Here is a 20,952-nt window from a genome sequence, read left to right as displayed (position 1 = left end):
CGGATAGCGACCGTCCCATGCTGCGCCCCCCGCCCCCCTTTCCGCGCCGCGCGTCCCAAGTCTAGCACGTGCGGCGCAAGATCCCGGCACCCGTCATCGCGGATCTTCCGCTGGCGTTCACGCCCACTATAATACGGACAGGGGATCGTGTTAGGAGGTGATCGTGACGCCGACTCTCTACCAGTTCTTTCATCGCCACATTCAACATGGCTTTAAACGGGCGGGCCTCGGGGAACCGGAGACCGTGGCTTATGTCAGCGACCTGCTCACCCGTTTTGCCCGCACCGATGCCCTCTACCCCCTCCATGACCATGACCAACGCCCGCTTACCACCCTCGTGCAGTTCCTCGCCGAACAACGGGCCGCGCAAGACGAGGACCGCGCCCGCGAGATGGTCATCGTGCGCCATCTCGCCGAGTATGCGCTTTTTATGAGCGGCTTCTTTCGCGAACGCCTGCGCTCGCGCGGGCAGTTGTCGTACTACGCCGACCATGGGCGCAGCGCCTTCGGCCAGACCGCCGACCTCGAGACAAACAGCGGACGGGCACGGGTCTACTGGCGGCTGCAGCAGGATTTCGCGCGCGTCGCGGAGGCCGTGGACGACATCCGCCGCCACCGGCTGCCGCTTCCCCCCGAAACCTGCGGGGAGCGGCCGCTGGCCGCCCTGTGGCGCCGGTGAGCCGCTAGCGGCGCGCCCAACGCCGCACCGCGGCGGCATGCCGGCGACTCACCGCGAGCCGCTTGTCGAGGCCCTTCAAGGTGACGTGCCAGGTGCCGCTCGTGTCCTTTTCGATGCCGCTGATGTGGGGGGTGGCGACCAAGGCATTCCTGTGGATGCGCAGGAAGCTCTCGCCGAATTCGCGTTCGAGGTTCACAAGCGAGTCCTCGATCAAGTGCTCCTCGGTGGCGGTCCGTACCGTCACATATTTGTTGTCGGCCAGGAAATACAAGACATCCTGGACCGGGACCAGGCGGATGTTGCCGCGCAGATGCACGCTCAGATGGGTGCGCACCACCGGGGATTCCTGCGCCTGGTTCAAGTCCTGGAGTTGCTGCAAGGTGAGCTTGCCGGCCTTGCTCAAGGCCTTCGCCAGGCGATCCTTGCGGATCGGCTTCAGCAGATAGTCGACGGCATTGACCTCGAAGGCGTCCAGGGCATGCTGGTCGTAGGCGGTGGTGAAGATCACGCCCGGCGGGGCATCGAGGCCCATGAGGTGCATGGCCGCCTCCAGACCATCCATGCCGGGCATGCGAATGTCCATAAGCAGCACGTCGGGATTCAAGCGCTCGGTCTGGGCGATTGCCTCGCTGCCGTTCATGGCCTCGCCCACAACCGTATGCTCGCCGATCTCCCCCACCATCTCCCGCAACCTGTCGCGCGCCAGTTTCTCGTCGTCTACGATCAGGACCTTCATTGTGTCCCTCCTCTGTTCAGCCGGTGCCCCTGTCTCTCTCATCGTGAACTCTCCGCTAGGAATCGATCCCCCTGATTTCTGACAATTGGCATTTTTATTTTGACGTGATATTGATCGCCTTCCTCGAAGGTTTGCAAGCTCGCCGCGTCCTGAAAATGCGAGGCGAGTCTTTGGCGGATATTGTCCATGGCGATCTTGTTGCCGCGCCCATGAGCATGCTTGCGCACCTCCGGTATCGGATTACTGATGAGCACGTTCAAAGTGTCGGACTGGTCCCCCCATAACTCGACCTTTACCATGCCTCCGCCAAAGCGCGGCTCGATACCGTGATATATGGCGTTTTCCAGCAGCGGCTGCAAGGTCAGCGTTGGGATGAGGGCGTTGCGCGGCACATTGCTGACCGTCCACTGGACCTGAAGGCGGTCACCCAGCCGCAACTTTTCGATCTCGAGGTATTGGCGCGATATCTCCTGCTCGGCGCTGATGGGCACGAGCTTGCGGGCGTCGGCGAGCAGCACCCGGAACAGATCCGCGAGATCCTGGAGTGCGGCCTCGGCGCGCGGGGGGTCGCTGCGCGTGAGGCTTGCGATGCTGTTCATGCTGTTGAAAAGAAAATGCGGACGGATGCGCGACTGCAGCGCCTGTATGCGCGCCTCCTGCTCCAGCTTGGCATCGATCTGGGCCTTATGGGACACGAACAGATAACGCAGGCCAAGGAGCATGACGACGATACCGATCAGCACGCTATGGACGAGCATGGTGAGTTGCCAGGCCGGAGAGCGGGTGGGGATCATGCCAAGCGCGTACAGGCCGTTTATGAGACCTTCGGTGACCGCGACTACCGCCACCAGCATGAGCGCGATCACGACCAGGGATCCCACGATCGCCGATAACTGACGCAGGCCGCGGTTCACGATCCGCAGCAGGCCGAGGCTTAGCAGGGCTACGATCAGGGTATAGGCCGAGAGGAACAGGAAACGGCGTAACACCGCGGGCCCCAGACCATCGCTTGAGGCAATCGTGAATATCACGGCGATGGCCTCGGCCATGAACAGCACCTTGGCGGCAATGGCGAGAGAACTGAAGTCCGGCAGAAAGTAGCTCGTCGAGTCCTTCATGATTACCTAAACAAAATGGGATTAGGGGGGATAGCGATCCGCGGCGATCGGAGTATTCCCAAGACTACCAGGAAAAAGGCGCCCCGAGCAGGCTCGGGGCGCGACAATTCCGGGCTGGCATTTCGGGGTGGGGGTGCATAAGGAGAGTCCAGCCCGGACACTACGGGGTAAACCTTAGCCCAACCGCCCCCCGCCCTCAACCCGGCACCGATGACCGGAAGGCGTCGACGGACAAGTGGCGACGCGCAACCGCGCTTAACGGCAGCCCCGCGCTTCGGTACCATGGGCACCATTCTCCATTCGTCGAGCGTGCCCATGTCTTCTCCCGACAAGGCCTGGAAAGGCCGTTTCACCGGACCCACGGATGCCTTCGTCGAGGCCTTCACCGCCTCGGTCGGATTTGATCACAGGCTCTACCGTCACGATATTCGCGGCTCGATCGCGCATGCCCGCATGCTCGCCGCCGTGGGCATCATCGAGGAGCGCGAGGCGACGCTCATCACGGAAGGGCTTACCGCTATTGAAAAAGAGATCGACGGGGGCCGCTTTCCGTGGTCCGTGGGCCGCGAGGATGTGCACATGAACATCGAGGCGGCCCTCATCGAGCGCATCGGCGAGGTCGGCAAAAAGCTGCACACCGCGCGCTCACGCAACGACCAGGTGGCGACCGCCGTGCGGCTCTACCTGCGCGACGGCCTCGACGGCCTCATCGGGCAGCTGCAACGCCTGGGCGGGGTGTTTCTGATGCTGGCCGAACGCGAGGCCGAGACCATCATGCCCGGCTTCACCCATCTCCAGGTGGCCCAGCCGGTGACCCTGGGGCACCATATCCTGGCGTGGTTCGAGATGATCCTGCGCGATACCGAGCGCCTGATCGATGCCCGGGGGCGCGTGAATATCATGCCGCTCGGGGCCGGCGCGCTGGCCGGCACGAGCTTTCCGATCGACCGACACATGACCGCCCGGGCCCTGGGCTTTGCGCGGCCGGCCGAGAACTCCCTGGACGCGGTCTCCGATCGCGACTTTGTCATCGAGTTCACGGCAGCGGCGGCCTTGATCATGATCCACCTGTCGCGGATTGCCGAAGAGCTCGTGCTGTGGTCCACGCCACAGTTCGGTTTCATAGAGCTGGCCGACGGCTTTTGCACGGGCTCGTCGATCATGCCCCAAAAGAAGAACCCGGACGTCCCGGAACTGCTGCGCGGCAAGAGCGGGCGCGTCATAGGGCATCTCATGGCCCTGCTCGTGCTCATGAAGGGCCAGCCGCTTGCCTACAACAAGGACAACCAGGAAGATAAAGAACCGCTGTTCGACACCCTCGATACCGTGCGCGACTCCCTGCGCGCGCTTACTGAACTCCTACCGGCGACCACCTTCCATCGCGAGCGCATGCGCCGCGAGGCGCTACGCGGCTATCCGACCGCCACCGATCTCGCGGATTATCTGGTGCGGCGGGGCCTGCCGTTTCGGGATGCCCATGAGGCGGCGGGGCGTGCCGTGCGCTTGGCCATAGATCAGGGTGTGGACTTGGCGGATCTGCCGCTTGCGGCGCTTAAGACCTGCTCGCCCCTGATCGAGGCCGACATCTTCCCGGTACTGACCTTGGAGGGCTCGCTCGCCGCGCGCGACCATCTGGGGGGTACGGCCCCCCACCAAGTTCAGGAAGCGGCCGCGCGCGGCCGCCAGCGTCTCGCGGACCTTGCCCTTCGGAGTGCGGGTTAGAAGAGGTTGAAGAGGTCGCTTACGACATCGTCGGCGACCGCAAAGCCCGCGCCCATGCCTAGGCCACTCACAAGGGAACCCATGAAACCGCCACCCTGCGACGACTGATTGGCCCATCCGGTGGGCTGCATCGGGGCATTGGGGTGCGTGGCCACGGCGCCCTCCAGCTGCTGGATATACTGGGCCATCTGTTGGATGAGCGTGGTGGTGCCCTGGGCCTGGGTTTGCATCATCATCGCCACCTCGCGCATATCCATCGCCCACTCGCGCCCGGTGGCGGCATCGGGGGCGGCCGCCGCAAACTTCTGCGCCAGGGCCTGGAGCTTTTGCAGGGTCGCCTGATTCTGCTGCTGCACGGTTGCCAACTGATTTTCGGCTTGCTGATAGTCCATTGCGTTTACCCTCGTAAGGAAATCCTCGGCCGGATCGGCCGGACACGGCGGGTGAGACCTATCGAGATCATCCAAGTTCCGGCGCGGCAGGCCGGTCCGTTAGCGCGGCAGGCCGGTCCGTTAGCTTAGCGCATCGCCCGCGGCACGCCAACCGCGCCCCAGACCGAGCCCGCAGACCTCACCCCGACCCGAGGCGAGAGGGGCCTGCGGTCAACCGGCACGGAGGCCTTTTCGCGGGATGGCCAAGCCCACGAGCGCGATAGGACGAAGGCCCCTCAGCCGGTGCGGCATCGGCGACGACCCGCCCGGGATGCGAATTCCCCCCAAAGAGATACTATACAAATTAACAATTGAATATGATATTAGCGGCCGCTCATTCTATCCGGGGAACGTATGCAGATCCTGACGGCGGTCGTGGGGACCGGGACCGGCCTCTTGCTGGGCCTTTTCGGAAGCGGCGGCACCTTGATTGCCATGCCCACGTTGCACTTTCTCTTACACGTACCGGCCCGTAGCGCAATCGCCATGGCCTTCGGCATCATCGCGATCACGGCCGCCATCGCCACCTTCCACTATTGGCGGCGCGGGGCCGTCGATCTGCGCGTGGCGACCCTCTTCGGGCTATTCGGCATCGGCGGGGCCTATCTGGGCGCGCGCCTGGGGGCGCTGATCCCCGCAGCCATTCACCTGACCCTGTTTGCCGTCATCATGTATTATTCGGCCCATCGGCTGCTCTTCACCGACACACAAGCCGATGAGGCCAGCATGGGCTCCGACCATCCGGCCCGCATTGCCGCCTACGGGCTTGGCATCGGGACATTCGCGGGGACCGTGGGCGTGGGTGGCGGCTTTCTGATCGTCCCGGCCTTGATACTCCTGTGGCGACTGCCCGTAAAACGCGCCGTCGGGACCTCGCTCGTGGCGGTGACCGCCAACTCCCTGGCCGGGTTCGCCGGTTATGCCAGCACCGTCGCCGTCAGCTACCCGATCATGACGGTGTTCGCCACGAGCGCGGTGGTCGGTACCTTTGCCGGCAGCGCCTTGCATAGATACCTGCCCGAAAAGACTGTCAAGCTCGGCCTGGGTCTGTTCCTGGCTGCGATCGCGACCTACATCATCGCTAAGAGCCTGGCCTAGCAGGACACCCCGCATGACCTTCGGGAAGCGCGGTGTCCGGGATGCGTGAGGGACGCAAGAGGCGCCCCTGGGGCTGTCCCCCTTAGAGATCTTGATCCTCAACACCTCCTCGGGACTCTCGCCGGTACGCGCCCCGCGGGCGCGGCCGGGCGGTATGCGGCGGGCCGACACCAATCTGTTATAGTAGTCAAAAGAAGATTACAGGGTCGGAGGCGGCGTGACCGACACGATACAACCCAAGCGGCTGATATTCGAGCAGTTGGCGCGGGTCGCCAAGGCCCTTGCGCAACCCAACCGCCTCGACCTCCTCGAGGCCTTGAGCCAGGGCGAGCGCAGCGTCGAGGAGCTGGCGCGGATCTGCCTGCTGTCGGTCGCCAATACCTCGCATCATCTCCAGATCCTCCGGGATGGCGGTTTCGTGGTGCCGCGCAAGAGCGGGGTACAGGTCTACTATCGGCTGAGCGGCGACGAGGTCACGGCGCTGCTGTCGGCATTGCAGCGCATGGGCGAACGCCATATCGCCGAGATCGAGCAGCTCGTGCGCCGACACTTCGCGACGATCGATGATCTCACCCCGGTGAGCCAGGACGAACTCCTGCGGCTCTTGCGGACCGACCAGGTCGTGGTGATTGATGTCCGCCCGGAATCCGAATATCGCGCCGGACATGTCGATGGCGCCATCAACATCCCCCTGGACCATCTTTCCCGGCAACTGCCGAGCCTGCCAAGGGACCACGAGATCATCGCCTACTGCCGGGGACCCTATTGTCTGCTGGCCTTCGAGGCGGTCCAGGCGCTTCGCGAACAGGGCTACCGCGCACGTCGCCTGCAGGAGGGATTCCCGGAATGGAAGGCGCGCCACTTGCCCCTGACATCCGGCCCGGCGGATCCCGGGCAGACCCCCTCCCCGGCGTCCCGAGAGGACCTCGAGGCGCGCGCCTCCCTCAAAAAAGATATCGGCCGGGGCCGCAAGCGCTAAGCCGCCGGCCATCACCCCCACGGCCGGACCGGGACGCTCATCGTGGCCGCCCCGACCCGGGATCGCGGTCCTTAGCGGGATGCGCCCGTGCGCACAAGGCGTGGATCGTCCATCGGTTCCTCATCCGTCTCGGCCGACAAGGCCTCGAGCGTCTGACCACTGGTCTCGGGCAGGACCAACTGGGTCAGCAGCAGACCGAGGAACGAGACGCCGGCGGCAAACATCATCGCGCCCTTCAAGCCCCCCGCGTGGCTGATAAAGGGAAACAGGAAGGTGCCGACAAAGGCGCCGAGCTTGCCGATACCGGCCGCGATCCCGTGACCGGTGGTACGTCCGCCGGTCGGAAAGACCTCGGCGGGGATTACGAAGGTCGTACAGTTGGGTCCGAATTCGGTGAAGAAGAAGCTCACGCCATACAAGAGCAGGAAGGGCAGCACATCGTGAGTCATGCCGGGCGCGAGCGCGATCAGGCCAAAGCTTATCGCCATCACCGCAAAGCCGATCATCTGCAAGCGGCGATGACCGATACGATCCATCAGCAGGATGGAGGCAAGATAACCCGGTACCGCGGCCACGGCAAAGATCACAAGCGCCCAGGCCGTGCCCTGCAGGCGGCTTGCGTGGGGTGCGAGCAGGCCTATGATCTGGGGGGTCGAGATGACGTTGCCGTAAAAGGCATAGTCGAGCAGGAACCAGGAGCCGGCGGTCCCCAGGATCATGAGCAGGTTGCGACGGTTGCCAAGGAAGGCGCGCAGAGTCATCTTGCGCGGCTGCGGGCGGCTCCCGGCGGTCTGGCCGGCAGCCTGGATCTGCCCTTCGGAATAGGAGGCCATGTCGCGGGCCGCGGCCTCCGATTGCCCACGCACCAACGCCTTGTAGCGCGGGGACTCGGGCATGGTGCGACGCAGATACAAGACCGCGAGCGGCGGGAGGGCACCAAGACCAAGCATGATCCGCCAGATGATATCGTGGCCCAGGCCCGCGGCCTCAAGCGTGAGCGCGACCACCGGCCCGAACACAAGCCCGAGGCCCTGCATGCCGAACACCAGTGAGACGAGCGAACCGCGCTTCTTGGCATTACTGTACTCGGACATGAGCACCGCGCTCATGGGATAGTCGCCGCCGATCCCGAAACCCAGGATGAAACGGAACACAAGCAGCCACATGAAGTCCGGGGCAAAGGCACATGCCAAGGCGCCTATGGCCATCAGCACGGCCTCCAGCCCATAGATCGTCTTGCGCCCGATGAGATCCGCCAAGCGCCCGAAGATGAGTGCGCCCAGGAACGCCGCGAGCAACGAACCGCTCCCCAAAAGGCCGATCTGACCGGCGGTCAGATGCCATTCGGGCTTCAAATACACGAGCGCCATGCCGATGATGAAAAGATCATAGGCGTCGGTGAAAAAGCCCATCCCGGCAGTCACCGCGGCGCGCATATGAAAGAAGCTGACCGGCGCCTCGTCCAGCGCCTTAAGTAACGAGCGATTGTCCTGGGCCATGGGGCCTCCTTAAAAAGCGATCCCGTGATTGCGGGCGGTATACATATGAGTCGGCATCTCCGGGACGCGACCCCGAGTGACGCCCCATGCTACGAGCGATATATGACGCAAAAATGACAAGCGGCCTCGGCGGGCCGCAGCCGGGCCGACGCGGGCCGGCAAAATCCGTTAGACTGGCGGCTTTCCCATAGACAAGGTCACACCGCCGGGCGGATTCACGGGCCAGGGTATGGGTACACTTTGCCGGAGGACCTCATGAGCAGCTTTAATGATCTCACGGAACGTCTCGCGCAATTCGCCAAGGAGCGTGACTGGGAGCAATTCCACTCCCCGAAGAACCTGGCCATGGCGCTCATCGTCGAGGCCGGCGAGCTCGTCGAGCCGCTGCAGTGGCTGAGCGAAGACGAGAGCCGGGCCCTGTCCGACGCGCAACGCGCAGCCGTGAGCGAAGAGGCGGCCGACGTCCTTCTTTATCTGTTGCGCCTCTGTGATCGGCTCGGTATCGACCTGGAACAGGCGGCGTGGGCCAAGATCGCGAAGAACGCCGCCAAATACCCCGCCGACAAGGTGCGCGGCAGTGCCCGCAAGTACACGGACTACCCGTGAATTATCGCCACGCCTTTCATGCCGGATCGGCGGCCGACGTCCTGAAGCATGTCGTGCTACTGGAGACCCTGGATCTGGTCTTGCGAAAGCCCAAGCCGCTCTTTGTGCTCGACACGCATGCCGGCGAGGGCCTCTACCGCCTGCAGCCGGAAGGGGAGGCCGACGAGGGTATCCGCCGCCTGTGGGAACGTCGCGGCGAGTGGCCGGCCCTGGGCGGGTATTTCGAGGCGGTGGGGCGCTTCAACGGGACGCGCCTTAGGGACTATCCGGGCTCGCCGCTCCTGATCTCCGAACGCCTGCGGCCGGAGGACCGGCTGGTGGCCGTCGAGGAGGCAAGCAGCGCCCACGCCGCATTGCAGCAGGTGTTGCGAGCCCCCCACAGCCAGATCTTTCTGGGAAACGGTTACCATGCCTTGAAGGCCCTGCTGCCGCCCCGGGAGCGCCGCGGGGTGATCCTGATCGACCCCCCCTACGAACGCGTAACGGAGCGGAGCGCCCTGCTGGCGGGCCTCAAGACCGCCTTGCAGCGCTTCCGTCAGGGGATCTACCTCATATGGTATCCGATCAAGGACAAGCGCGACGCCGAGCGCCTGGTGGCGGTCTTGTCGGCCCTCGGAGACCACCTGTGCGTGGAACTGCTCACCTGGCCCGCGGACGTCAAGAGTCGTCTCAACGGCTCGGGCCTGCTCATCCTGAACCCACCCTATGGCCTCAAAAAAAGATTGGGCGAGGTCGTGCCGACCCTCGCCCAGCTCCTCACCCGTGACGGGACGCCGCGTTACCGCATCCGTTAGGGGTTAACCTCGATGTAGCCATGCTGCTCGAGCCAGATGATGCGCGCCACCGCCCCGGCGTTCACCTTCACGTTGGGCAACAGCTGCTTGTTACCCCAGTGATGGGCGCGCATGGTGACCCCGCACTCCTCGATATCGACCCCCTTGTGGAACAGGGCCTCGATCTGGCCGGTGTAAGGGTTGCCGGTGCGCACATGCATGAACTGATCGTAAGCCTTATTGTTCAACAACATGTAGCCATCCGCCCCCTGGAAGACCGCATCGATCTTCCAGCGCGTATGGTCACGCGTGAACTTCGCCACCATCATCCGCAGCTGCGACAGGCCCACCGGCTCCTTGGTGTGCGGAATGAACACCGGATGATCCATATTGAAGACCACCTTGGCATGCTTCAGACGCACCGGGATCTGGATATGAATCGTGTGCCAGTGCAGATTCCCCTGGACGGCCAGCGCTGGAGCACTGACCGCCAGGAAGGACAGGGCTGTCCATAACGCGCCTTTTTTCACAAAACCTCCTTTTCGCTATCGACCCTTAGAAGAACAATGTCGTCTGCAGCGCGATGGTGTTGTCCCTGGCGCTGGCAATGGCCGAGGCATTGCCCTGCGCAACCGCATTCCGCGCAGCCTGGGTGCCCGGGCCTGTCGTTGGCCCTGTAACTGACGACAGATGCGGCACATTGATGCGGTTGAATGCATAGTTCAATGTGATGCGCGCCATGGGCGAGATGTAGTACTGCACGCCCAGGGTCGTGGTCTTGAAGACACGCTCGAGCCCCGGATTGTTGGTCATACGGTCATACTGGTCGTAGCGGGCTTCCAGATCCCAGTGCTTGGTGACGAAGAAACCGGTCTCGATATAGCCGCCGACCGCCGCATTGTTGGCGCCGGGATACAGGGTCTCCGTGCATAGACCATTGGTTCCTGTGCTCGGACCACACGTCGTCGGCGCGCCAGAATACCCCGCGGCGGCCCCCGAAAACGCCGCCGGGGACAAGATCCAGCCCGTGCCGCGCATCAGTTCACCCGTCACCCGCAAGGCCCCCGGTGTCATGAAGCCGCTGCGGTATTGGGCGCCGATGCCGTACCGTTTGAAGGTGTAGTTCTGGCGGGTGTAACCCCCGGCCGTATCCGCCACATCCAGGGCCTGATGCCCCAGATGACTCCAGACCCAGGCCGTAATGCCGGCCTGATGCGGGCCCTTGCTGTGATTGAAGATATAGGACTCCTGCAAGCGGCCGTAATAACTCGTACTGTTCGACTGGGCGTTGTAGTAGAGCGGGGCGCCGTTGCCAAGCATGGCCGCATACGCGAACTGCCAGGGGCCGTTGTTGAACCAGTCGAAGAGCTGGACACCCTGATCACGGCCGGCATCGATCGGGGCGGCTTGCACGGCGTAGGCGCCAGGCCCTGTCGCAATCGCCGGTGCCGAACCGATGAACTGGTTCAGGATCAGCTGGGCGCTCACGTTCGTGAAGTTGATGTAATCGAAGTCCGGTATGCCCTGCAAGACCTCCTCGGGGCCCGGGGTCTTGAAGAGGCCCACCCGCACGCGCATGCCCGGGATTTCATTAAAGGTGACCGAGGCATCGGTCAGGCGCGGGGTGTAGCTGCCATTACCGTAGGTGTAGCCGTTGTTTCCGAACTCGGCCATGATGAAGTAGTCGATCTTGTTGCTGATCGGCGTCACCGTACCGCGCACCGCGATGCGCGCCCGGAGCATATTGAAGCTGCTCATCGAGGTATCCTGCGGGGCCACCTCGTTGAACTTCGGAACCGCGTTATTGAAAGGTTTGCCGGCACCATTGAGACCCGTGACCGCCGTGCCCCCGGTATCCTGGTAGGTGGGCTGGATGAACCCGAAGAGATGGAACGGGGCGGCGATGCCACTGGGCTCCGTACCCTGGAGCTGGAACCAGTTGGTGGCGTGCGCGCTCCCCACGAAACAGGCGGCGGCCACCGCCGCCGTCAGCAACGACTGTCTTTTCATGAACTCCTCCTAGATGGTATTGCCTTTTTAGTCTTTTCTTATATTGACCGGCACGCCTCGGCGTTTAGGGACGGATGTAGTTCCAGCCCTCGCTCTCTCGGCGCATGATCTCGATCACGCCACCCGGAACCACATGGGCGACGGGATTCAGGTCGGCCTTCGTCAAATGCAGCTTCATCATCGTGTTATGGCAGGCCGCGAACTCGATGCCCTCGGCATGCAGGCTCTGGATCATCTTCGAATGCACGTTATTCTTCAAGAGCAGACGCAGGCCGGGACCGAAAGCCACGATCTCGATCTGCACCTTGGTGGGCCCAAAGTACTTCAAGACGTTCGCCGCGTTGGCCAGCACGAGCTGCTGTTCCGGGGCGGAACCGTTGCTGATCTGGAAGACGACGTGATGGTTGGCGAACGCATGGCTTTGCATGCCGGCATGGCTCGGCGCCGTGAACGTCAGAAACGCCAGCATGGCCAATGCAATTACCAACCGACTATGGAACGTTTTATACATCATATCGCGGTGCTCCTCTGGTGGGTTTTGACATATCTCTATTTATTATGGGCCCCGTACCCACGGTGCCGGCCCACGTCTCGCGCCTGTCGCGGGGCGGGACGACCGCCGGATGCGCAGACGCTCCGCGTGAGAAACCCGGAGGTGTCAAGGGCTGATTTATTTTCGGCCGCATCAATGGATCTTATAGCAGGAACCCATCCGCCAGGAAACCTCGGATTCCGGTATGTCTCGTGCCTCGAAGGCGCTTGGGAACGGCAATCCGAGGTCCCGCGGTCGCGATAGGCGGGAAATCGGGACGCGAGGACAGCAATGCGCGGTCGGTGCGGATGGGCGGCTATCGCGCCATGGCCGGGTCCATTGCGCGCCAAAGAGGCGACGGTTTGCGTAAGTCCCGCCAATTTCTTAGGATGACAGCCCTCACACTCCACCATTTCGGATTCTCCGTGACGACCCTGCACCTCGGAACCCGCAAGAGCGCGCTGGCCCTATGGCAGGCCACTCACGTCCGTGATCGGCTCCTTGCCCTACATCCCGACCTCAACGTCACCATCGTCCCGATGACCACGACAGGTGACCGACAGCTTTCCGGCCCCTTGACGGCCTCCGGTGGCAAGGCCCTCTTCACCAAGGAACTGGAACAGGGTCTGAGTGAAGGACGCATCGACCTCGCGGTTCATTCCATGAAGGACGTGGTTGCGCAACTGCCGGATGGCCTCACCATAGGCGCGATCCTGGAACGGGAGGACCCGCGCGATGCCCTGGTCTCCCCGCTCGGGGTCCCGGACCTCGACGGCCTCCCGCCGGGGGCGCGGATCGGGACCGCAAGCCTGCGCCGCTCCTGTCAGATCCGTCACAGGCGACCGGATCTGCGCATCGAGAACCTGCGCGGAAACGTGAACAGCCGCCTGGCGCGGCTCGATGCCGGCGAGTTCTCGGCGATCATCCTGGCCGCCGCCGGATTGAAGCGCCTGGGGCTCGCCGAGCGCATCAGCGGCTACCTGCCGATCGATGTGAGCCTGCCGGCGGCCTCGCAAGGGGCGATCGGGATCGAATGCCGGCGCGCGGACGCCCGGACCACGGCCCTCATAGCGCCCCTGCATCACCCGGCTACGGCGCTGTGCGTGGAGGCGGAACGCGCGGTGACGGGTGCCCTGGAAGGGGGATGCCGGCTCCCGATCGCGGCGTTCGCGACCCTCGGGGACGGTCAACTCACCCTACGCGCCCTGGTTGGCGAGCCCGATGGCCGCCAGCTCCTGACCGAGACCCGCTCCGGGCCCGTCGCGGATCTCGCGACGATCGCGCGCGCGGTCGTCGATGGCCTGCTCTCACAAGGGGCCGGCACTATCATCGAGCGACTCCTGAAGGACGGGGCGTGACGGATCTCACCGGGCTCAACATCCTCGTCACCCGCCCCGCCGGCCAGGCCCAGGGTTTGATGGACAAACTCGCCGCGCTCGGCGCTAGGCCCTTGCACTTCGCGGCCGTAGAGATCGTGGAGCCCCACGACATCGCCGGCCTGAAGGCCGTGGTCATGGATCTCTCCACCTTCGACTGGGCGATCTTCATAAGCCCCAACGCCGTGACCCGCGCCTTCAATCTCATGCAGGGCTGGGGGCAAGACTGGCCCCCCGATGTGCGCATGGCGGCCATCGGCCGTGGCAGCGCCCGCGAGTTGCAACGCCTCGGGTTCCGCGACGTCCTGGTCCCCAAGGGGCGATTCGATAGTGAATCATTACTCTTGATGAGTCCCTTACAGGATATGCAAGGCAAAGGGGTCGTCATCTTTCGGGGGGAGGGTGGACGCGAACTTTTGGGGGACACCCTTGCCGCCCGGGGGGCGCGCGTCCGGTATGCCGAATGCTACCGGCGCGCGGCGCCCTCGGCGGACATATCCGGATTGCTGCGCGCCTGGGCCCGCCATGGCCTGGATGCCGTGATCGTGACCAGCGTCGAAGGCCTGCATCACCTTTATGATGCCCTGGGTCAGGTCGGGCGCCAGTGGCTGGCGAAGACTCCGCTGGTCGTGGTCGGGACCCGCCAGCGGGATGCCTGCCGGGCCTTGGGTCTTCAGGGCGCCCTCATCGTGGCCTCGGGCGCCGACGATGAAGCACTGATCGCCGCGCTGCGTTCCTGGCATGCCGCCAAAAACCCCCTATAATCGCCTAAACTCAAAGAGCCCTCATGACCGACGAAACCGAGAATACGAACCTTCCCGCGCCGCCCCCGGCGCCGCGTCGCGCGCGCTCGGTGGCCGGAGGGCTGGCGCTGCTCCTGTCGCTCGTGACCCTGATCGGCCTCGGCTATGTCTGGTATGTGCTGTCCTACAAGGCCCATATCGTAGGCCTGGACGTGACGAGGAGCTTCCAGGCCCAAAGCGCGGCCCTGGTCCAGCTCGACAATAAAATCGCCGTACTTGGCGCAGCGCAGGCCACAAACCGCAAGACCATCCGGGACTTGGCCCACCGCGAGGCGTCGCTTGCCACCAGCCACCGTCCGGGGCGCCATTGGCGCGTGCGCGCGGCCGCCGACCTATTGCTCATCGCCAACGACCAGCTGCGTTTTCAGCATGACATCCCGCTCGCCCTGCTTGCCCTCCATCAGGCGCAACGCGAGCTACGCCGCCAGGGCGACCCGCGGCTGATCCCGGTGCGCCGGGCGATCCTGCAGGAAATCCTGCGGTTGAAGGCCCTGCGCCGCCAGCATACGTCCACCATGGCGCTCGAACTCGTGGCCCTCGCGCATAGCGCCCGCACCCTGCCGCTCGCCGTGCCGCGCGCCCTTGGGGCCACACCCCGCGCACCCGCCAAGGCCGGGCCACAGCCGTTCTGGCGGCGCGCCGTCTACGGCGTCTGGCGCGATTTCACGAGCCTCATCAGGATTCACAAGGAGCCCGTTCACGAACGCGCCTTGCTGGCACCCAAGCGCGCCTACTTCGTGCGCGAGAACCTGGAACTGCGGTTCTACGGGGCGCAGCTTGCGCTGCTCGAACACCGTCCGGCGCTCGTGGGCGCGAATCTCGCCGCCGCCGACCGTTGGATCAACCGTTACTTCGACGTGAAGGCGCGCGCCTCACAGGCGGTTTTGACGAAACTCGCGGCGCTTCAGAAACATACCAGCGCCTTGAAATGGCCGGATATCTCGCAGTCCCTGCATCTTTTGCGCAAACTGTCGCGCGCGGCCTCATGAAAATCCTGTCCGCGATCATCGCCCTGCTCGTGGTCACGGTACTCGTGACCCTGGCGGCCATGCACAACCCGGGCTACGTCTTGATCGAACGCAGCCCCTGGAGCGTCGAGATGCCGCTCACGCTCTTTGGGTTGCTGCTGATCGCCGCGGTCATCCTGCTCTATGCCCTGCTGCATGTGGTCATGCGGCTTTTGCGCCTCCCCAAAGACGTGGGTCGCTGGCGCCTGGACCGGCGCCTGCGCCATCAGCAAAAAGCACTTCATTCCGGTCTGATCAAATTCTTGGAGGGTGATCATGCCGGCGCCGAGAAGGATCTGGTCGGCGACATCAAGACCGATGATGTGCCGGGGATCCACTATCTGGCGGCGGCGTGCGCGGCACAGGGTCAGGGACGCCAGGAAAAACGCGACGAATACCTCACCCAGGCGCAACGTATGCCGGGCCTCGCGTTGGCCGCCGGCCTCGTGCAGGCCTACCTGCACGAGGCCGGGCGTGAATATGAACGCAGTCTCGCCACCCTGAACGCCCTGCGCATCTCGCATCCCGGTAACCGCACGGTCTTGCGCCTGCTCGCGCAACGGGCGCGCGGTCTGCGCGACTGGACGGCCATCACCCAGCTCACGCCCGAGCTACGTCGCTACAAGGTCATGGAGTCGGCGGTCATCGATGACCTGGAGCGTGACGCCCACCGCCACCTCCTGCTGCTCGCAAGCCACCATGCCCAGACCGACACCGAGACCGTGTGGCGCGCCATACCGCGGGCTTATCGCCAGCATCCGGCGCTCATCGCCATCTATGCCCGCAGTCTCATCCGCCAGGGGGCAATGGATGAGGCCGAGCGGCTTCTCGCGCCGGCGCTGCGCCACGAACCCACGGACGAACTGTTTGCCGCCTATGGGGAGCTGGAGGGTGACAATGCCCTGCGTTTCCTGTCGCAGGCCGAGCCCTGGCTCAAGGTCTCACCGCAGAGTGCCGTTCTGCTGCTCGCGCTCGCCAAGCTGGCGCTCGCCGCCAATCTTCCCGGCAAGGCCCGTGAATACGCCGAGCGCTGCGCCCGCCAGAACCCACCCTATGACCTCTACGCCGAACTCGCGCTCGTCATGGAGCGCCTGGGGGATGAACCGCGCGCGCGGGAATACTGCCGCCGCGGGCTCGATCTCCAGAAGGCGAAAAACGACAACGGGCGCCCCGCGGAGCCGCTTTTTCTGCCGCTCCCCTAGCCGGCACCGCAGCCATTAGTCGCGGGGCGACGCGCAACAGACACATAAGCCCGCGCCCCACGGGACCTTCAGGGAAACATCATGCTCCTTTCCCTGTCACCCCAGACCCGCATCCTGGGGGACTTCGAGGCCCCATGCCCGCGCATGGCTGGTACGGCCCATAAACCTTAGCCCTGGCCCGACATTGCGTTGATGCGCGCTGGCCGCCCTACCGTATCCCGTCGCCCCGTCCGCCCTACCCTCGTCGCTGCGATCTCGATGACTACCGAACTCGAAATCACCGCAGGGTGGGTGGGGTTTATAGAGCGGCTGCGATCTTTCGGCTACCGATCGTCGTTAACCAAACGATCCGCAAGCGCCGCGGCCGCCCCTATGCCCGCACCAACTGCAGTACCGAGAGCCGTTGCGGCTCCGATCGGCCCGAATACCGGAAGCGCTACCACTACCGCGACCCTGCGGCCGCCCCCTTTGCTATGGCTTCCAAGGTATCGACGAATCCCATGAGATTTCTCCTATCGTAGTCTCTGTCTTGGTTACCCCGGCGCAATCGCCGCAGCAACGATGAACACAGCATCCCACACCAAAAGCCGCGCGGCATGCCAAACAATTTTGGGCAGGCGCGAGCAGGTGGCGCCACACGTGGCGCAGCGGAAACGGGGCACCGCGGCCGGTTCGCGCCCCCCACCATGGGGCGCGCGGCAGGCCTTGCGGTAGTACCAACCGTGACGCCAGAGCGTGCCGAATCCGCACCGCGGGCAGCCGTCCGGGCGGTAACGCGCCGGATCGTGCGTCAGGGTGTCTTGGTGCTGGGAGAGCGAGGAGATGCTGGCTACAATCCGGTGCATGAGCGGTCCTGGTGGGTCGTCTTGGCTAGGCCGCAGCCTATCCACTCTCCACGCCGACCGGAAGCCCATGACCAAGACCAAGAGGGGCCGTAATGATCCCTGCCCCTGCGGCAGCGGAAAGAAGTACAAGCACTGCTGCCGGGAAACGACCGAGGCCCAGACCCGGGTGCCATCACCGGTTCAGGGGGCGGCGGACGCCCCGGTCCACACCCCCCACCGCGCCGACACCTGGGAAGACGCCGCCGTATGGGTCGAATCCGAGCTAGATCGCGCCTCCAACGCCGTGATCGATCTGATCCACACAGGCCAACTGGATGAAGCCGAGAAAGCCGCGCACCGACTGCTGGAGGACTATCCGGAGGTCATCGACGGTCACGAGCGGCTGGCGATGGTGTACGAGGCGCGTGGCGATCAGCGCAAGGCGGCCGAGCACTATCGCGGGGCTCTGCGCATCGTCGACGCGCACCCTGGGGACTATGATCCGGAAATCCGCGCGCACTACCTCGACAAACTGAACACGCTCGATCCGCCCCATAACCGACCGAATCCCTCAACCGACGTCCCACGATGATCCATGGTCATGTCTTCCCATCACCCTGGGCGTTCACGGGACATACGGCTCAGGTAAGTCTGGGAAAGCGAGAGCCGTAACAGTTGCCCAGAAGTACCAACGGTCGAAAAACTTGTTGGCCGATCCGGTATACCGGTAATCCCAGAAGTCGGAGAACGCCTCCTTGATGGCCCAGGCACGGCCCACTTTCAGCGCATCGACTTTGAGTGTCTGGAAACGCTCACGCTGGCGATCTGTCCAGTTCAATGGGTTCTTCAGCCAAAGATATCGGGTCTTCGTGAGCGTCTCCTCGCCCTGGGCTTGGAGTTCTCGGTGCTCGCGTCGACGTACTAGATCCTTGACGCTTACGCGAATGAACCCACCCCTGCTCACGCAAACGGACCCGCCCACGGCCGTTGACGGCATGCGCTAGTCATCCCGGATTTCCTTCGGGTCCTACGGCATTCCTGCTCGTCGTGCATTGACCCGCCCCTGGTTGCGGCATCCTCTCTGCCAGGATTCCTGGCGATAGGGGGAAAGCCACAATGCCCACGGCACGATGCGCCGCCTGCAGGCGGTCCTTTCGGGTGCGTCCACAAGTCCGCGCCCAACGCTATTGTTCGGCACCGGCCTGTCAGTGCATACGGCGCAAGCGCTGGCAAAGTGCCAAGCGTCGCACCGACCCCGATTATCGTGAGAACCAGGCGCGCGCCCAAGAGGCTTGGCGGGACCGCCATCCGGACTATTGGCGGACTTACCGAAAGACCCATGACGCCTATACCCGCGATAATCGCGATAAACAGGCCCGCCGCGACCAGAGTCGCCGTCTTGCAAAGATGGACGTGTCAACGGCCAATATCCCTGTTGTTTCCGGTCGTTACCGGCTTTCTCCTGCCCCAGGCAACGATCTTGCAAAGAGTGACGCGTGCACGGTGGAATTGACCGTATTGTCAAGGGGTTAGAGATTTTTGGTCGTCTTCATCGCGATCTTGCAAAGAGAGGACGTGATAGGCATTCGCGGGCTAGGCGGGTACCGTTTTCGTCATGGATACCGTCGCCCCCGTACTGGAAGTCGATCTCCACCGCCTTGACCTGCGGTTTCTCGACGCCCGACTGCAGGAACCGCGGGCGGTTGAGGTGCTGGCCCGGTCGATTGAGCAGAGCGGCCAACTCCTGCCATGCATCGTGGTGCGCGACGAGAGCGGCGACCGCCTGATCCTCATCGACGGTTACCGGCGCATCCTGGCCCTGCGCCGACTCGGGCGTGACACCGCGTGTGTGGAATCCTGGGCGTGCGATCTCGCCCAAGCCTTGCTGACCGTGCTCGCGCGTGTTCACGGTCGACCGTTAGCGGCCCTCGAAGAAGCGTTGCTGCTGCGAGAACTCGTGCACGGCCAGGGTCTGAGCGAGCGCGAGGTGGCGCGCCGCAGTGGTCGCGATGTGAGTTGGGTCAGCCGACGGCTGGCGCTCGTCTGCGGTCTGCCCGACGGACTGCTGGATGCGGTACGCAAGGGTACGGTATCCACCTGGGCGGCTACGCGGGTGTTGGCGCCGTTGGCGCGCGCCAACACCGACCATGCGACTCAATTGTTGAGCGCGCTCGATTCGACCCTCTTGTCCAGCCGGGACCTTCAGACTTGGTTCCAACACGGCTACGCGGGTGTTGGCGCCGTTGGCGCGCGCCAACACCGACCATGCGACTCAATTGTTGAGCGCGCTCGATTCGACCCTCTTGTCCAGCCGGGACCTTCAGACTTGGTTCCAACACTATCGGACGGCCCCGCGGGCCGCCCGTGAGCACATGGTGTCTCACCCGCGCCTCTTCATTCAAAGCCTGCACGCTCGCGACGAGCAGCGTGCCGATGCGGGTGTGCGCGAAGGCCCGGCTTCATTCAAAGCCTGCACGCTCGCGACGAGCAGCGTGCCGATGCGGGTGTGCGCGAAGGCCCGGAAGGGCAGTGCCTAGCCGATGTCCGGCAACTGCTCGCTTTGATCAAGCGACTGCGCCCGTGCTGGTCAATAGGAGACCCGCCCGTGTTCCCCGAGCCCTTACAGAAGGCTCTGAGAGGCCTGCGCATCGCCCTCAATACCCTGCAGGCCGACCTAGCCAGGAGTCTCGACCCATGACCCCCAGCCAGATCCGTGATGCCGTCCGCACCCTGCAAGCCCAAGGCCAGAGCCGACGCGAAATCAGTCGGCTGCTGAAGCTATCGCGCAATACCGTTCGCCGGATACTGCGCGCCCCGCTGGCAGAGGGGGAGAAGGAACGGCAGAAGCTCGGTGTGACCCGCACCTATTTGCAATCCGCCTTCGCGCGCGCCCAAGGCAACGTGGTGCGCGTTCAGCAACTACTTGCCGCTGAGTACGATCTCACGATCTCTTATAGCACGTAAGCTCGGTGTGACCCGCACCTATTTGCAATCCGCCTTCGCGCGCGCCCAAGGCAACGTGGTGCGCGTTCAGCAACTACTTGCCGCTGAGTACGATCTCACGATCTCTTATAGCACGTTGACGCGTTGGGTCCGGGAAGCGGGGCTACGCACGCCGCCCGTGCGCGCGGGGGAATACACCTTCGGCCCGGGCGAGGAAATGCCTTGACGCTTACGCGAATGAACCCACCCCTGCTCACGCAAACGGACCCGCCCACGGCCGTTGACGGCATGCGCTAGTCATCCCGGATTTCCTTCGGGCCCTACGGCATTCCTGCTCGTCGTGCATTGACCCGCCCCTGGTTGCGGCATCCTCTCTGCCAGGATTCCTGGCGATAGGGGGAAAGCCACAATGCCCACGGCACGATGCGCCGCCTGCAGGCGGTCCTTTCGGGTGCGTCCACAAGTCCGCGCCCAACGCTATTGTTCGGCACCGGCCTGTCAGTGCGTACGGCGCAAGCGCTGGCAAAGTTGACCCTGCGCAAAGAAATCGATGCCATAACCCTGGCCTTCTGATCAGGTTAAGCGAGGTTCCCCGGGTCCGATCCATCGTGTAG

Annotated in this window: 24 protein-coding genes; 15 read left to right on the top strand and 9 right to left on the bottom strand. The window is 64.1% G+C overall.

Annotated features, from left to right (window positions below; translation table 11 throughout):
* Positions 1-163: 163 nt before the first annotated feature.
* Positions 164-679, top strand: coding sequence for a hypothetical protein (locus C4901_RS02235; RefSeq protein WP_145960595.1), 516 nt, complete (start codon positions 164-166; stop codon positions 677-679).
* Between the two features lie 4 nt (positions 680-683).
* Here C4901_RS02235 and C4901_RS02230 read toward each other — a convergent pair whose 3' ends face one another.
* Positions 684-1,415 (bottom strand): LytTR family DNA-binding domain-containing protein, encoded by a 732-nt coding sequence (locus C4901_RS02230; protein ID WP_110135947.1) that lies wholly within the window; start codon positions 1,413-1,415, stop codon positions 684-686.
* 38 nt (positions 1,416-1,453) lie between these two features.
* Positions 1,454-2,533, bottom strand: coding sequence for a sensor histidine kinase (locus C4901_RS02225; RefSeq protein ID WP_110135946.1), 1,080 nt, complete (start codon positions 2,531-2,533; stop codon positions 1,454-1,456).
* A gap of 315 nt (positions 2,534-2,848) precedes the next feature.
* On the opposite strand from C4901_RS02225, the gene argH reads away from it, so the two are divergent.
* The gene (gene argH / locus C4901_RS02220; protein ID WP_110135945.1) at positions 2,849-4,255 is read left to right on the top strand and encodes an argininosuccinate lyase; all 1,407 of its coding nucleotides are present in this window, start codon (positions 2,849-2,851) and stop codon (positions 4,253-4,255) included.
* Here argH and C4901_RS02215 read toward each other — a convergent pair.
* On the bottom strand, positions 4,252-4,647 hold the full coding sequence (locus tag C4901_RS02215; protein WP_110135944.1) for a hypothetical protein: 396 nt from the start codon (positions 4,645-4,647) through the stop codon (positions 4,252-4,254). The genes argH and C4901_RS02215 overlap by 4 nt on opposite strands.
* A gap of 393 nt (positions 4,648-5,040) precedes the next feature.
* Here C4901_RS02215 and C4901_RS02210 point away from each other — a divergent pair, with 393 nt between their 5' ends.
* Together C4901_RS02210 and C4901_RS02205 are read left to right on the top strand one after the other, a co-directional pair.
* The gene (locus tag C4901_RS02210; protein ID WP_110135943.1) at positions 5,041-5,784 is read left to right on the top strand and encodes a sulfite exporter TauE/SafE family protein; all 744 of its coding nucleotides are present in this window, start codon (positions 5,041-5,043) and stop codon (positions 5,782-5,784) included.
* 217 nt (positions 5,785-6,001) lie between these two features.
* The gene (locus C4901_RS02205) at positions 6,002-6,763 is read left to right on the top strand and encodes a metalloregulator ArsR/SmtB family transcription factor (RefSeq protein ID WP_110135942.1); all 762 of its coding nucleotides are present in this window, start codon (positions 6,002-6,004) and stop codon (positions 6,761-6,763) included.
* Between the two features lie 71 nt (positions 6,764-6,834).
* Here the strand turns inward: C4901_RS02205 and C4901_RS02200 are convergent, their stop codons facing one another.
* Positions 6,835-8,262, bottom strand: coding sequence for an MFS transporter (locus C4901_RS02200; RefSeq protein ID WP_110135941.1), 1,428 nt, complete (start codon positions 8,260-8,262; stop codon positions 6,835-6,837).
* 255 nt (positions 8,263-8,517) lie between these two features.
* On the opposite strand from C4901_RS02200, the gene C4901_RS02195 reads away from it, so the two are divergent.
* Positions 8,518-8,868: a nucleotide pyrophosphohydrolase gene (locus C4901_RS02195; protein WP_110138480.1), complete on the top strand. Its 351-nt coding sequence runs from the start codon at positions 8,518-8,520 to the stop codon at positions 8,866-8,868.
* Positions 8,865-9,662: a 23S rRNA (adenine(2030)-N(6))-methyltransferase RlmJ gene (locus C4901_RS02190; RefSeq protein ID WP_168185497.1), complete on the top strand. Its 798-nt coding sequence runs from the start codon at positions 8,865-8,867 to the stop codon at positions 9,660-9,662. Before C4901_RS02195 ends, C4901_RS02190 begins: the two co-directional genes overlap by 4 nt.
* Here the strand turns inward: C4901_RS02190 and C4901_RS02185 are convergent.
* The 3 genes from C4901_RS02185 to C4901_RS02175 form a co-directional block, all read right to left on the bottom strand.
* Positions 9,659-10,171: a hypothetical protein gene (locus C4901_RS02185; RefSeq protein ID WP_110135939.1), complete on the bottom strand. Its 513-nt coding sequence runs from the start codon at positions 10,169-10,171 to the stop codon at positions 9,659-9,661. The two genes, C4901_RS02190 and C4901_RS02185, sit on opposite strands and share 4 nt — an antisense overlap.
* Before the next feature lie 25 nt (positions 10,172-10,196).
* Positions 10,197-11,651, bottom strand: coding sequence for a hypothetical protein (locus C4901_RS02180; RefSeq protein WP_110135938.1), 1,455 nt, complete (start codon positions 11,649-11,651; stop codon positions 10,197-10,199).
* 64 nt (positions 11,652-11,715) lie between these two features.
* The gene (locus C4901_RS02175) at positions 11,716-12,165 is read right to left on the bottom strand and encodes a DsrE family protein (RefSeq protein ID WP_205736135.1); all 450 of its coding nucleotides are present in this window, start codon (positions 12,163-12,165) and stop codon (positions 11,716-11,718) included.
* A gap of 407 nt (positions 12,166-12,572) precedes the next feature.
* Between C4901_RS02175 and hemC the strand changes: the two genes are divergently transcribed.
* Genes hemC through C4901_RS02155 form a run of 4 tightly spaced genes read left to right on the top strand, consistent with a single transcriptional unit; the run spans position 12,573 to position 16,571 of the window.
* Positions 12,573-13,541: a hydroxymethylbilane synthase gene (gene hemC, locus C4901_RS02170; RefSeq protein WP_110138478.1), complete on the top strand. Its 969-nt coding sequence runs from the start codon at positions 12,573-12,575 to the stop codon at positions 13,539-13,541.
* On the top strand, positions 13,538-14,323 hold the full coding sequence (locus C4901_RS02165; protein ID WP_110135937.1) for a uroporphyrinogen-III synthase: 786 nt from the start codon (positions 13,538-13,540) through the stop codon (positions 14,321-14,323). Before hemC ends, C4901_RS02165 begins: the two co-directional genes overlap by 4 nt.
* Positions 14,324-14,346: 23 nt before the next feature.
* Positions 14,347-15,351: a uroporphyrinogen-III C-methyltransferase gene (locus C4901_RS02160; RefSeq protein ID WP_110135936.1), complete on the top strand. Its 1,005-nt coding sequence runs from the start codon at positions 14,347-14,349 to the stop codon at positions 15,349-15,351.
* Positions 15,348-16,571 carry a heme biosynthesis HemY N-terminal domain-containing protein gene (locus C4901_RS02155; RefSeq protein ID WP_168185496.1) on the top strand — a complete coding sequence of 408 codons (1,224 nt, stop codon included), beginning with the start codon at positions 15,348-15,350 and terminating at the stop codon, positions 16,569-16,571. Before C4901_RS02160 ends, C4901_RS02155 begins: the two co-directional genes overlap by 4 nt.
* A gap of 533 nt (positions 16,572-17,104) precedes the next feature.
* Here the strand turns inward: C4901_RS02155 and C4901_RS02150 are convergent.
* Complete coding sequence (locus C4901_RS02150) at positions 17,105-17,416, bottom strand: hypothetical protein (protein WP_110135934.1); 312 nt, start codon at positions 17,414-17,416, stop codon at positions 17,105-17,107.
* A 67-nt stretch (positions 17,417-17,483) separates the two neighbouring features.
* Between C4901_RS02150 and C4901_RS17850 the strand changes: the two genes are divergently transcribed.
* Positions 17,484-17,987, top strand: coding sequence for a M48 family metallopeptidase (locus tag C4901_RS17850; RefSeq protein ID WP_205736134.1), 504 nt, complete (start codon positions 17,484-17,486; stop codon positions 17,985-17,987).
* A gap of 33 nt (positions 17,988-18,020) precedes the next feature.
* Here C4901_RS17850 and C4901_RS02140 read toward each other — a convergent pair whose 3' ends face one another.
* The gene (locus C4901_RS02140; RefSeq protein ID WP_110135933.1) at positions 18,021-18,392 is read right to left on the bottom strand and encodes a transposase; all 372 of its coding nucleotides are present in this window, start codon (positions 18,390-18,392) and stop codon (positions 18,021-18,023) included.
* A 618-nt stretch (positions 18,393-19,010) separates the two neighbouring features.
* Here C4901_RS02140 and C4901_RS02130 point away from each other — a divergent pair.
* The 4 genes from C4901_RS02130 to C4901_RS02120 all read left to right on the top strand — a co-directional run bounded on the left by C4901_RS02130 (position 19,011) and on the right by C4901_RS02120 (position 20,564).
* The gene (locus C4901_RS02130) at positions 19,011-19,763 is read left to right on the top strand and encodes a ParB N-terminal domain-containing protein (RefSeq protein ID WP_110135931.1); all 753 of its coding nucleotides are present in this window, start codon (positions 19,011-19,013) and stop codon (positions 19,761-19,763) included.
* Between the two features lie 138 nt (positions 19,764-19,901).
* The gene (locus C4901_RS17450; protein WP_168185495.1) at positions 19,902-20,093 is read left to right on the top strand and encodes a hypothetical protein; all 192 of its coding nucleotides are present in this window, start codon (positions 19,902-19,904) and stop codon (positions 20,091-20,093) included.
* Complete coding sequence (locus C4901_RS19075; RefSeq protein WP_168185494.1) at positions 20,090-20,359, top strand: helix-turn-helix domain-containing protein; 270 nt, start codon at positions 20,090-20,092, stop codon at positions 20,357-20,359. Before C4901_RS17450 ends, C4901_RS19075 begins: the two co-directional genes overlap by 4 nt.
* 7 nt (positions 20,360-20,366) lie before the next feature.
* The gene (locus tag C4901_RS02120; RefSeq protein WP_110135929.1) at positions 20,367-20,564 is read left to right on the top strand and encodes a hypothetical protein; all 198 of its coding nucleotides are present in this window, start codon (positions 20,367-20,369) and stop codon (positions 20,562-20,564) included.
* Positions 20,565-20,952: the final 388 nt, after the last annotated feature.

It is taken from the genome of Acidiferrobacter sp. SPIII_3 (assembly GCF_003184265.1).
GTDB lineage: Bacteria > Pseudomonadota > Gammaproteobacteria > Acidiferrobacterales > Acidiferrobacteraceae > Acidiferrobacter.
The sequence above is the reverse complement of the archived record's forward strand: the minus strand, read 5'-3'. Positions and strand labels throughout refer to the sequence as shown.